Origin of the sequence: Luteococcus sp. H101, from assembly GCF_038433155.1 — a bacterium.
GTDB lineage: Bacteria > Actinomycetota > Actinomycetes > Propionibacteriales > Propionibacteriaceae > Luteococcus.
The window spans coordinates 1-11,772 of sequence record NZ_JBCDMW010000033.1; the positions used below are offsets into that span (position 1 = coordinate 1).

Below are 11,772 nucleotides of genomic sequence, written 5' to 3' on the forward strand. Positions count from 1 at the left end.
CTTCCCTTCCCCGGACAAGCCCACTCTGAGGATGGCCCGCCGTGACCTCCGCGGGCCCAGCCACTGCCAGGGTGGCGCGGCCCGCGGGCGGGTTCAGCCGAGGACCTTCTTGGCGGCCTCCACCACCGCGTCGGCCGTGATCCCGAGCTTCTCGAACATGACATTGCCGCTGGCCGAGGCGCCGAAGGTCTCGATGGACACCGAGGCGCCCTCGAAGCCGACGTACTTGCTCCAGCCCTGCGCAATCCCGGCCTCCACCGAGACCCGCTTGGTGACGGCCTTGGGCAGCACGGACTCGCGGTAGGCCTCGTCCTGGGCGTCGAACCACTCCTGGCAGGGCATGGACACGACGCGGGTGGCCACCCCCTGCTCCTCCAGGGTCTTCTGCGCCTCGACGGCCAGCGAGACCTCGGAGCCGGTGGCAATCAGGATCAGCTGCGGCTCACCGTTGGCGGCGTCCTTCAGCACGTAGGCGCCCTTCAGGGTGCCCTCGGCCGAGGCGTACTCGGAGCGGTCCAGGATCGGCAGGTCCTGGCGGCTGAGCACCACGCCACTCGGCTGGTCGGTGTGCTGCAGCGCGCCCTGCCAGGCATAGCTGGTCTCGTTGGCATCGGCCGGCCGCACGATCGCCAGGTTCGGGATGGCGCGGTAGGCGGCCAGGTGCTCGATCGGCTGGTGGGTGGGGCCGTCCTCACCCACACCGACCGAGTCGTGCGTCCAGACGAAGATGCTGGGCACGCCCATCAGGGCGGCCAGCCGGACCGGCGGGCGCATGTAGTCGGCGAAGACGAAGAAGGTGCCGCCGTAGGCGCGGGTCAGCCCGGACAGGTTGATCCCGTTCACGACGCCACCCATGGCGTGCTCGCGGATGCCGAAGTGCAGGGTGCGGCCGTAGGGATTGCCCGTGAACTCCTCCGAGCTGCGCTCGGCGGGCAGGAAGGAGGGCTGGCCCTTCATGGTGGTGTTGTTGGAGCCGGCCAGGTCGGCCGAGCCACCCCACAGCTCGGGCAGCTGCTCGGCCAGGTCGGTCAGCACCTCACCGGAGGCGGCGCGGGTGGACTTCTTGCCGGGCTCGAAGACGGGGAACTCGACCGCCTCGGGCAGCCTGCGCTCGGCGACGCGGGCCAGCAGCTCGGCCTTGTCCGGGTTGGCGGCCTGCCAGGCGTCGAACTTCTGGTTCCACTCGTCGCGGGCCTGCTTGCCCCGCTCGGCGGCATTGGCCCGGGCATGGTCGACGGCGGCCTGGTCCACCGCGAACGGCGTGTCCTCGAAGCCCAGCTCCTTCTTCAGCGCGGAGATCTCCTCGCCACCGATCTTGGAGCCGTGCACCGAGTGCTTGCCCTGAAGGGTGGGCAGCGGCCAGCCGATCACCGTGGTGACCTTGATGAAGGAGGGCTTGTCGGTGACCTGCTGCGCGGCCTCGATGGCGGCGTACAGCTCCTCGATCTTCTCCTCGTACTTCGTGCCGCCATTGGTGAAGTCGACGTGCTGCACGTGCCAGCCGTAGGCCTCGTAGCGGGCGGCGACGTCCTCGCTGAAGGCGATCTTGGTGTCGCCCTCGATGGAGATCCGGTTGTCGTCGTAGAACAGGACCAGGTTGCCCAGGTTCTGGGTGGCGGCCAGCGAGGAGGCCTCGGAGGCGACGCCCTCCTGCATGCAGCCGTCGCCGGCGATGCAGTAGATGAACCGGTCGAAGGGGCTCTGGCCGGCGGGGGCCTCGGGGTCGAACAGGCCACGCTCCTTGCGGGCGGCCATCGCCATGCCGACGGCCATCGAGATGCCGGCGCCCAGCGGGCCGGTGGTGGCCTCGATGAACTTGGTGTGGTGGTACTCGGGGTGGCCGGGGGTCTTGGAACCCCAGGTGCGCAGCTGCTTGAGGTCGTCGAGCTCCAGGTCACAGCCGGCCAGGTAGAGCTGGGTGTACTGGGTGAGCGACGAGTGCCCGGCGCTCAGCACGAAGCGGTCCCGCCCCAGCCACAGCGAATCGCTGGGATCGGTCTTCATCACCTTCTGGTACAGCAGATAGGCCAGGGGCGCCAGCGAGATGGCGGTGCCGGGATGGCCGTTGCCGACCTTCTCCACGGCGTCAGCGGCGAGGATCCGCGCCACATCGACGGCGCGGGAGTCCTGCTCGGTCCAGTTGAGGGAGTTGTTCACGGTTGCCTCTCGGGAGTCAGTGCTGTCCATAGACGTTCTGGTAACGATCGTAGAGCCGGTCCACGAGTGAGTGCTCAAGGGCTTGCACGCTCTTGCCATGGATCTCACCCTCGCGGGCGATCTGCACGGTGCGCGCCACCTCCTCACACATCACCGCGGCCTTCACCGCGGACCGGGCGTCCGGGCCGATGGTGAAGGGGCCGTGGTTGGCCATCAGGACCGCCGGGGAGCGGTGCCCGGCCAGGGTCTCGACGATACCGCGGCCAATCGAGTCGTCGCCGATCACCGCCACCGGCCCCACCGGTATCTCCCCGCCGAACTCGTCGGCCATCATGGTCAGCACGCACGGGATCGGTTCCCGACGGGCCGCCCAGGCGGTGGCATAGGTGGAGTGGGTGTGCACCACTCCCCCAACCTGGGGCATGTTTGCGTACACATGGGCGTGGGCGGCGGTGTCCGACGACGGGCTGAGCCGGGCCGGGGTGCCGTCGTCGATCTTGGCCCCGTCCAGGGTGCAGACCACCATCGCCTCGGGGGCCAGCTCGTCGTAGCTGACACCCGACGGCTTGATCACCAGCAGGTCGGTGCCGATCTGTTCGGCGCACCGCACCCGCGCGGAGACATTGCCGGCGGTCCACACCACCAGCCCCCACCGGGGCAGTTCCGCGTGCAGGGCCGAGACCTCGGCCCGGCACGCGGCAATCTGCTCCTGCACCTCGACGGGAAACTCGTCGAGCACCAGCATGTTCTTCCTCTCGGTCAGGCCACCGGGTAGTAGTCCGTGCCGCCGCCCGCGATCTGCTCGTGGCTGGTGTCCAGCGCCTCATAGCGGCCCTCGTGCTTGGCGGCGCGGCGCTTCACCCCGTCGCGACGCATGTCCTTGAGCCGGTAGAGCAGGCTGCTGCCGCCCCGGCCGAAGACGTCGTGCAGCAGCGTGTACTCGTAGAACAGCTTGTCGTAGAGCGCGCTGGCCTCCGGATCGGGCAGGTAGGCATTCTGCTGCCGGTTGCCCATGGCCAGGGACGCGGCCTTGACGTCCGGGTAGACCCCGGCGGCGACGGCGGCGAAGACAGCCGAGCCCAGCGCGCCGGGCTGCGTGGTCAGGCCCACCGAGATCGGCAGCTTGCACACGTCGGCATACATCTGCATCAGGAACTTGTTCTTGATCAGGCCACCGGCCGCGACGATCTCGGTGATCTCGACGCCGTTCTTGGCGAAGGTCTCGATGATGGTGCGGGCACCGAAGGCGGTGGCCTCCAGCAGCGCGCGGTAGGTGTCCTCGGGCCGGGTGCCCAGGGTCTGGCCCACCACCAGCGCGGACAGGTTGGGATCGTTGAGCACCGAGCGGTTGCCATTGTGCCAGTCCAGCGCCACCAGGCCGTGCTCGCCGATCTCCTGGTCGGCCGCCAGCCGAGTGAGCCAGTCGTGGATGCTGACGCCGGCCTTCTCGGCGTCGGCATAGTAGTCGGCATTCACGCTGGTGTTCACGAACCAGGCGAAGATGTCGCCCACGGCGGTCTGACCGCACTCGAAGGCCCACAGGCCGTCGACGATGCCGCCGTCGACGACGCCGAACATGCCCGGCACCTCCTTGAGCTCATTGCCCAGGACGATGTGGCAGCTGGAGGTGCCCATGATGGCCGTCATCTGGCCGGCCTCGACGGCCTGCACCGCGGCGGCGGTGACATGCGCGTCGATGTTGCCGACGGCGACGCTGATCCCCTCGGGCAGGCCCATCCAGCCGGCCGCCTCGGCGGTCAGCTTGCCGGCCTCGGCACCCAGCGGCAGCACCTCGCCCGGCATCTTCTCCTCGAAGACCCCGCCGAAATCGGGGTTCAGCGCCTCTAGGTACTCCCGGCTGGGGTACTCACCGTCCTGGTAGTTGCGCTTGTAGCCCGAGTCGCCGGCGGCGTAGACCTCATTGCCGGTCATCCGGAAGGTGATCCAGTCCAGCGCATTGAAGAAGCGCTCGGTGGCGGCGTAGACCTCGGCGTCCTTCTCCAGGGTCTCCAACACCTTGGGCAGCAGCATCTCGGCGGACAGGGTGCCGCCGTAGCGGGCCAGCCACCCCTCATTGCGCTGCTTGGCCACCTCGACGATCCGGTTGGCCTGCTCGAAGGCGCCATGGTGCTTCCACAGCTTGACGTAGGCGTGCGGCCGGTTCTTGAACTCGGGCAGCTCGCACAGCGGGGTGCCGTCGGCCTTGGCGGCCACGACGGTGGCGGAGGTGAAGTCGATCCCGATGCCGACGATGTCGGCCGGGTCCACGCCGGAGCTCTTGACGGCTTCGGGCACCGCGGTCTGCAGCACCTCGATGTAGTCGGCCGGCACCTGCAGCGCGAAGTCCGGCGGCAGCGCCTGGCCGTCGCCCGCGGTCAAGCCGCGGTCCATCACCTGGTGGGTGTACTCCTTGACGCCGTGGCCCAGCTCCTGGCCGTCGGCCACGCTGACCACGGCCGCGCGGCCGCTCAATGTGCCGAAGTCGATGCCCACCACGTACTTGTCGTTGCTCATTGCTTCCCCTTCGAAAATCCTTGTCGTGCCGGTTGGTCGTGCTCGGGTCAGGCCTTGGCGGCCTCGTGGTCCACCAGGTCGTGGGTCATGGCCTGCAGCTGCGGGTAGGTGTCGCAGTACTTGTCGACGTAGTACTGGTACTCCTCGTGGCGGGCCCGGTCCGGTTCCAGCCGGTCCAGGGTGTGCACCATGTTCTTGGCCGCGGTCTGGATGTCCGGGTAGAGGCCGGCGCCGACGGCCGCCAGCATGCAGGAGCCCAGCACCACGGCGTCGCCCACCTCGGTCAGGGTGATCTGCACCCCGGTGACGTCGGAGTGCATCTGCATCCATTCCCGGCTCTTGGTGGCGCCGCCGCAGGCCACGATCTCGCTCACCTCGAAGCCGGCCGCGGTCATGGCCCGCAGGTTGTGGGCGGTGCCGTAGCAGACACCCTCCTGGATGGCGTGGTAGATGTGCGCCGGGGTGTGCATCAGGGACAGGCCCCAGATGATGCCGCGCGCCTTGGAATCGGTGTACGGGGTGCGGTTGCCCTGGAAGTACTCGTTGACGATCAGCCCGTCGGAGCCGATCGGGATGTCCTTGGCCTTGGCGGACAGCAGGTCATAGGCGCTGATCCCGGTGGCGTCGGAGGCGGTGACGATGTCCGGGCAGAAGCTGTCCTTGAACCACTTGAGCACCGATCCGGTGGAGACCTGGCCACCCTCGACGGTGTACTGGCCCTTCACCACGCCGTCGGTGTAGGCGCCGAAGAAGCCCTTGCCGTGGATCTCGGTGTCGGTCTGGCCGGTCAGCACGTGCGACGAGCCGGTGATCAGCGCCATCTTGCCCGGCTCCACCACGCCCAGGCCGATCTGCCCGGCCCAGGCGTCGGCGGGGCCCTGCGCGACGGGGGTGCCGGCGCGCAGCCCCAACAGCTGGGCGGCGACGGTGCTCAGCCCGGCCACCGGGGCGCCCAGGTCCAGCACTCTCTCCGGGATCTTGCCGAAGACGTCGCCGCAGCCGATGGTCTCGTAGAAGTCCGTCGGCCAGCCGCCCTGCGCGCGGTTGTAGTACATCCGCAAAGCCGCGGAGTTGATGTTGGTGGTCCACTCGCCGGTGAGCTTGAAATTGATCCAGTCCGGGGCGTCCACCAGCTTGGTGGCCTGGGCATAGGTCTCGGGCTCGTGCTCCTTCAGCCACGCGGCCTTGAAGGGATACCACTCGGCGGTGGCCGGGGCCGTGCCGGCACCGTTGTAGAGCCGCGCCACGGAATCGGACTGCTCGGCGCGGGCGGCCTGCTCGGTGGCCCGCACGTCCATCCACATGATCGCGGGGCGCAGCGCGTCACCACGGTCATTCATCGCGACAACGGTCATGGTGGTGGCGTCGTAGCTGATGCCGGCAATCTCGTGCGCCTGGATCCCGGCGCTGGCCATCGCCTTGTGACAGGAGGCCTGCAGCGCCTGCCACCACTCCTCCGGGTTCTGCTCGGCCCAGCCCGGGCGCGGGTGGGTGGTCTTGTAGGCCGTCGCCGCGAAGGTCACCGGGCGGCCCTGCAGGTCGAAGATCGCAACCCGGCAGCTCTCGGTGCCGTAGTCGATGCCCATCAGGTAGGGGCCGGTGCTGGTACTCATGGTGATGACCTCCTCGGCGCAGCCCTGCGCCGTGTTCGGGTGTGCTTGGTGACCCCTCGACAGGCTCGGGGTTCGTGGGGTGGGTCAGGCTCGGCGATCGTGGGATCGGCTCGGACCCTCGACCGGCTCGGGGATCGTGGGTGGGACCGGCTCGGGATCGCCGCGACTACGGGGTGTCGGGGTCGTTGTCCTCGGTCCAGCCCAGCTCGTCCCAGACGGACTGCGGCAGGAGCCGGTCGATCCGGTCCAGCACATAGCTGGGCTGCTGTCCGGGCGCCAGCGCACGGACATCCTCGGCCGTGGCCTCCCCGGTCAGCACCAGGGCGGAGACCATGTTGGTGTCCAGCGCCATCTGGATGTCGGTCTGCAGCCGGTCCCCCACCATCACCGAGTTCTCGACCCTCACGTCCAGCCCGGCCAGAGCCTCGGTGAGCATGATCGGCGACGGCTTGCCCAGGCTGACCTGGCACTTCGTGCTGGTGCAGGCCTCGATGGCGGCCGTGATCGCGGCACAGTCCGGCTCCCCGCGGCCACCCGGGAAGGGGCAGAAGCGGTCCGGGTTGGTCTGGATCAGGAAGGCTCGCTGGTGGAACCAGATGGCGTCGAAGGCGATCTGCAGCTTGCGGTAGTCGAAGGTCCGGTCATAGGAGGCGATCACGATGTCGATCTCCTCCGGATCCTCGGTGAGAGTGAAACCCGCGGTGCGCAGCGCCTTCTTCAGCGGCTCCTCGCTGATGCAGAAGAGCTTGGCGTCGGGGTGGTTGGCCTGCAGCCAGCGGGTGGTGGTGACCACGGTGTTGGAGATGTCGGCGACGTCGGTGGGCAGTCCCAGCTTCGTGAGCTTCTCGACATACTGCTCCGGGTCCTTGGTGGGGTTGTTCGAGAGGAAACGCACCGGGATGCCCCGGCGGCGCAATTCGTTGATCATCCGGGCCGCCCCGGGCAGCAGGTGGTCGCCCAGGTAGATGGTGCCGTCCATGTCGAAGACATAGGCGTCGTGCAATGCGGTCGGATTGACGATGACGTCGGACATCCCGGTGCTCCTCATGTTCCTGCGGGGGGGGTGGGGTGTGTTCAGCCGAGCAGGGTGCCCAGGCCGAGGACGGCGGTGGTCATGATCCAGATGCCGGAGGCCGGCGGGTCGATGTGGGTGGTGCCGCGGTCATACCAGACGCGGGCCCAGAACTCGACGAGCCAGGCCGTCAGGATGCCGACGATGCCGCTGACGACGACGGCGATGGCCGCGGACGTCCAGGTGCTGCTGGTCCAGACGCCATTCCAGTCGAAGCCGGAACCGGCGATGATCGGCAGGAAGGTCACTGCGGCAACACCGGAGACGACGGTGATGTGGTGCTGCACCGGCATGTTGAAGCCCATGATCAGGAACAGGATGATGATGGCCGAGATGCCGAAGGCGAAGCTGCTGGCGAAGGCGGATCCACCCTTGACGGCATGGCCGAGCACGATGGCGACGGCCGCTGCTGCGGAACCGAAGAAGAAGCCCAGGCTGACCAGGTAGCTCCACTTCTCCTGCCAGGGCAGCCACTGGGCGTCCTCACGCGGGGCGATCTTGCCCAGGAAGCCCGACGCGTTCTTGTTGAACTTGTCCCCGTCGATCAGGGAGTTGGAGCCCACGCCGTCCTTGCGCTTGCCGAACAGCACGCGGGCCAGTAGGGCGGAGGTGACCACGGTGAGGGCGACGCCGTCGGTGTGGGTGCCGAACCACGGGATGTTGTCCACGACGAAGGCCTTGAACAGGTAACCGAAGACGCCAAATGCTGCACCAACGTGCAGCACGTCGGTCTTGCCCAGGCCGGCCAGGGCGGAGTTGATGTCCTTGCCGGACTCAAGGTAGCCCTTGTGCCAGGCATAGGCGGCGGCTGCCGCACCGCCGGCGAACATCACGTAGGGGCCGGCGAACGGACCGAAGGCGACGTAGTTGAACCCCCAGTCCGAACCGGTGCCCATGAAGACGGCCCAGGCGAAGATGACGCTGAAGCCGGTCAGGACGAAGGCGAAGTTGCCGCCGATGGCGGCACCGATGTATCCCCCCGCCGCCGCGGCCAACAGGCCGAACAGGAAGATACCGAGTGAAGCAGTGAACATCATTGTTCCTTCAGTGATGGCCGCGGGGACGCGGCATGGGTGTTACGGGTCAAATGCTGTCAGCACGCACCGGGGGCGGCGGGCTTGGGGTCGGCCCCGAGCTGCTGCTCGTAGCCGGTGATGGCGGCCACCTTGGGGGCCGAGGCGGAGGACTGGTCGAACTGGTAGCCGAAGAACTCCTTGGCCAGGCGTCGGGCCAGGTAGGGGCCGATCACCCGGGCACCCAGGCAGAGCACCTGGGCGTCGTTGGACAACACCAGGCGCTCGACGGAGAAGGAGTCGTGCGCGGTGCAGGCGCGAATGCCGGGGACCTTGTTGGCGCTGATCGCCATGCCCATGCCGGTGCCGCAGACCAGGACCGCGCGATCGGCCTTCCCCTCGGCCACCAGCCGGGCGCCCTGGACGCCGATGTGTGGGTAGTCGACGTCCTCACCGGCCTGCACGCCGACGTCGATCACCTCGTCGATCCGCTCGTCGGCCTCGAGATCGGCCTTGATGAGGTCCTTGTACTCGACGCCGGCAATGTCGGCGCCCACCACCACTCGGTAGCCCATCGGGTCTCCCTTCAGCAACGCTGCCGGTGGCGCGGTCCGGCCACCTGTCGCGAAACTATCACCGGGCCTGAGTCAAATCCCACAGAAAATGTGAAATGTGTGGCGCCCTGCATGGATGTGCAGGACCACCCGAAAGAGCTGGTCAGATTCCCGAGACGAGCACCGTGACGCCCAGATCCTCCAGCCAGTTGCGGGTCTGCACCGGCGTCTCCGCGTCCACCACGATGATGTCGAAATCCTCCAGCCGGGCGAAGCTGTGCAGCGCCTGCCGCTTGAACTTGGTGTGGTCCAGCATCAGCACCTTGGTGCTGGCCGCGGCCAGCATCGCCTTCTTGACGCTGACCACGTCCTCATAGGGGTGCATGCATTGCCCGTCGACAATCCCGGAGGCCGACAGCACGCACAGCTCGGCGTGGACGGCCTGGATGGTGGCCACCGTCGTGGGCCCCATCAGCGCCTGGGCCCACGGCTGGTACTCGCCACCGGCCACGATCAGCCGCAGGTCATCGCGTCGCTCCACCTCCTGGGCCACCAACAGGGAATTGGTGACGACGGTCAGCGGGGAGACCTCCTCCAGGGCGCGCAGCAACCAGACGCCGGAGGTGGAGTCATCCAGGATGATCGAGCTGCCCGGGCGCACCAGCGGTGCCAGCACCGCCGCCATCGCGGCCTTGACCTCGGCATTCTGCTCCAGCCGGAATCCCGCCGCGGCCTCCTGCAGGGAACTGGCCACCGCCAGCACCTGACCGCGCTGGCGCTGCACGATCCCGGCCTCCTCCAGCGCGGCGACGTCGCGGTAGATGGTCATCATGCTCACGCCGGTGGCGGCCGCCAGGTCATCCACCTTGATGGCGCCGCGCTTGATCACCGCCTCCGCGATGGCCTGGTGCCGGGCCCGCTGGGCGCTCAGGCTTCCCCGCCCGCCATGGCCCGCCTGGTTGGCGGGGGCTTCGGGGTGTGGCTTGGGCATCGGCGGTCTCCGTCGCTGGTTGAGGGTTCACCCAATCATGGCATCCGACCAGCCGTCCCGACGTGCCAGGGCTCAGCCGACCTGCTCCACGGCGGTGATCCGGTCTTCCGCCAGGTCCAGGAAGAGCACCACGTCCCGCTCCCCGGCCCGGCCGCGGGCCACGGCACGTCGGCCGGAGTCCACCAGGTCAACCAGCTCGAAACCGCGCAGTCCACCGGCCCACTCCCCCAGGTCCACCGGGGCACCGGCGCGACGCACCTGCCCGGTGACCAGGCCGGCCAGGGCGGCGCCGTCGCCGGCCTCGAGGGCGCGCGCCAGCCGATTGGCCAGCTGCAGCGGGGTCAGGCCGCGGCCCGACGGGCTGCCCAGCTCGGGCGTGGGCCGCGGCGGGACCACCACCGGGCTGCCCACCTGGTCCGGAGCGTTCACCTCGGGGGCCGGGGTGGCGCCCTGGCCATCCTCCACGCTGACCACCTCACCGAACTGCGGCACCACGCAGGTGATCCCGAACTCGGTGACGATCCGCTCCCTCAGCGCCTCGGCGGAATCCGGCTCGCCGTGCACCAGGAAGACGGTGCGCGGCTTGCGCGGCAGGTCCCGCAGCCAGTCCAGCAGGTCGGAGCAGTCGGCGTGCACGCTGAACTCCTGGTCCTGCACGATGGTGGCGCGCACCGGCACATAGCGGCCGTGCATCTTCAGCTGCTTGGCGCCGTCCAGCAGGGCGCGGCCGCGAGTGCCGACCCCCTGGTAGCCGGTCAGCACGACGGAGTGCTTCTCGCTGGGCAGCATCGCCTCCAGATGGTGCACCACCCGGCCACCCGTCGCCATCCCCGAGGAGCTGATGATGATGCACGGGAACCTCGGGTTGTTGAGCGCCTTGGACTCCTCGACGCTGGTGACCTCCCGCAGATTGGGCAGGTCGGCGAAGTCCTCCGGCCGCAGCCCGGGATGCAGCTCGTCGGAGGTCTGGTAGACCTTCAACGCGGCCAGCGCCATCGGGGAGTTCACGAAGACCGGCACCTCCGGGATCCGGCCGTCCTTGCGCATCTCGGTGATCACCTTGAGCACCGCCTCGGTCCGGTCCACCGCGAAGGCGGGCACCAGCACCGAACCACCCCGGGCGACGGTCTTGCGAATGGTCTCGGCGAACAGCTCGTGCGGCAGGCCCTCCGGTTCCGGGTGCTCCCGGTCACCATAGGTGGACTCCATCAGCACGTAGTCGGCGCCCTGCGGGATGCCCCGCGGCTTGAGCACCGGGTGGTCGTGCCGGCCCAGGTCACCGCTGAACAGCACGCTGCGGCCGTTGTGGGTGAGGTTCAGGCAGGCGGAGCCCAGGATGTGCCCGGCGCGGGTGAAGCGGCCCACCAGGCCGTCGCGCAGATCGGTGTCGACGTCGAAGTCCATCGGCCGGAACAGGCGCATGGTCTGCTGCACGTCGTCCTGGGTGTACAGCGCCAGCGGCGGATTGTGCTTGGACCAGCCGCCCTCAGCGGCATCCTTGGCGTCCTGCTCCTGCAGGTGGGCCGAGTCCATCAGCACGATCTCGGCCAGGTCGATGGTCTCCGGGGTGGCCCAGATGGTGCCGGTGAACCCGTTCTTGACCAGCGCCGGGAGGTAGCCGCAGTGGTCCAGGTGGGCGTGGGTCAGCACCAGGTCCGAGATGCTGCCCGGATCAACCGGGAACTTGGCCCAGTTCTGCTCCCGCCACTTCTTCTCTCCTTGGAAGAGGCCCGCGTCCACCAGCACCCGTCGATCTCCGATGGTCACCAGGTGCTTCGAGCCGGTCACGGTGCCGGCGCCGCCCAGAAACGTCACTGTCATGTGTCCCATGAGCCCACTCTGCCCCGCTTGCGGGGCG

The 11,772-nt window shown here is 68.6% G+C and carries 9 protein-coding genes; all 9 read right to left on the minus strand.

Features of this window, described 5'->3' with window-relative positions; genetic code table 11:
- Window positions 1-93 precede the first annotated feature (93 nt).
- The 9 genes from tkt to AAEX60_RS13320 all read right to left on the minus strand — a co-directional run bounded on the left by tkt (window position 94) and on the right by AAEX60_RS13320 (window position 11,744).
- On the minus strand, window positions 94-2,157 hold the full coding sequence (gene tkt / locus AAEX60_RS13280; RefSeq protein WP_342104044.1) for a transketolase: 2,064 nt from the start codon (window positions 2,155-2,157) through the stop codon (window positions 94-96).
- Between the two features lie 16 nt (window positions 2,158-2,173).
- A complete protein-coding gene (locus tag AAEX60_RS13285) occupies window positions 2,174-2,902 on the minus strand; it encodes an L-ribulose-5-phosphate 4-epimerase (RefSeq protein WP_342104045.1) in 729 nt (242 codons plus the stop codon).
- 14 nt (window positions 2,903-2,916) lie between these two features.
- Window positions 2,917-4,671, minus strand: a complete 1,755-nt coding sequence (locus AAEX60_RS13290; RefSeq protein ID WP_342104046.1) for a ribulokinase — start codon at window positions 4,669-4,671, stop codon at window positions 2,917-2,919.
- Window positions 4,672-4,718: 47 nt separating this feature from the next.
- Window positions 4,719-6,284, minus strand: coding sequence for an FGGY-family carbohydrate kinase (locus AAEX60_RS13295; protein ID WP_342104047.1), 1,566 nt, complete (start codon window positions 6,282-6,284; stop codon window positions 4,719-4,721).
- Window positions 6,285-6,450: 166 nt separating this feature from the next.
- Window positions 6,451-7,317, minus strand: a complete 867-nt coding sequence (locus AAEX60_RS13300) for an HAD-IIA family hydrolase (RefSeq protein ID WP_342104048.1) — start codon at window positions 7,315-7,317, stop codon at window positions 6,451-6,453.
- A gap of 41 nt (window positions 7,318-7,358) precedes the next feature.
- Window positions 7,359-8,390 (minus strand): hypothetical protein, encoded by a 1,032-nt coding sequence (locus AAEX60_RS13305; RefSeq protein WP_342104049.1) that lies wholly within the window; start codon window positions 8,388-8,390, stop codon window positions 7,359-7,361.
- A gap of 59 nt (window positions 8,391-8,449) precedes the next feature.
- Window positions 8,450-8,944, minus strand: coding sequence for a ribose-5-phosphate isomerase (locus AAEX60_RS13310; protein ID WP_342104050.1), 495 nt, complete (start codon window positions 8,942-8,944; stop codon window positions 8,450-8,452).
- Between the two features lie 142 nt (window positions 8,945-9,086).
- The gene (locus tag AAEX60_RS13315; protein ID WP_342104051.1) at window positions 9,087-9,914 is read right to left on the minus strand and encodes a DeoR/GlpR family DNA-binding transcription regulator; all 828 of its coding nucleotides are present in this window, start codon (window positions 9,912-9,914) and stop codon (window positions 9,087-9,089) included.
- Window positions 9,915-9,986: 72 nt separating this feature from the next.
- The gene (locus AAEX60_RS13320) at window positions 9,987-11,744 is read right to left on the minus strand and encodes an MBL fold metallo-hydrolase (protein ID WP_342104052.1); all 1,758 of its coding nucleotides are present in this window, start codon (window positions 11,742-11,744) and stop codon (window positions 9,987-9,989) included.
- Window positions 11,745-11,772 lie beyond the last annotated feature (28 nt).

What these genes read in the sequence shown, in the direction of transcription:
- AAEX60_RS13285 (WP_342104045.1), bottom strand. Translation starts at nt 2,902, where the DNA reads ATGCTGGTGCTCGACGAGTTTCCCGTCGAGGTGCAGGAGCAGATTGCC.
- AAEX60_RS13290 (WP_342104046.1), bottom strand. Translation starts at nt 4,671, where the DNA reads ATGAGCAACGACAAGTACGTGGTGGGCATCGACTTCGGCACATTGAGC.
- AAEX60_RS13295 (WP_342104047.1), bottom strand. Translation starts at nt 6,284, where the DNA reads ATGAGTACCAGCACCGGCCCCTACCTGATGGGCATCGACTACGGCACC.
- AAEX60_RS13300 (WP_342104048.1), bottom strand. Translation starts at nt 7,317, where the DNA reads ATGTCCGACGTCATCGTCAATCCGACCGCATTGCACGACGCCTATGTC.
- AAEX60_RS13305 (WP_342104049.1), bottom strand. Translation starts at nt 8,390, where the DNA reads ATGTTCACTGCTTCACTCGGTATCTTCCTGTTCGGCCTGTTGGCCGCG.
- AAEX60_RS13310 (WP_342104050.1), bottom strand. Translation starts at nt 8,944, where the DNA reads ATGGGCTACCGAGTGGTGGTGGGCGCCGACATTGCCGGCGTCGAGTAC.
- AAEX60_RS13315 (WP_342104051.1), bottom strand. Translation starts at nt 9,914, where the DNA reads ATGCCCAAGCCACACCCCGAAGCCCCCGCCAACCAGGCGGGCCATGGC.
- AAEX60_RS13320 (WP_342104052.1), bottom strand. Translation starts at nt 11,744, where the DNA reads ATGGGACACATGACAGTGACGTTTCTGGGCGGCGCCGGCACCGTGACC.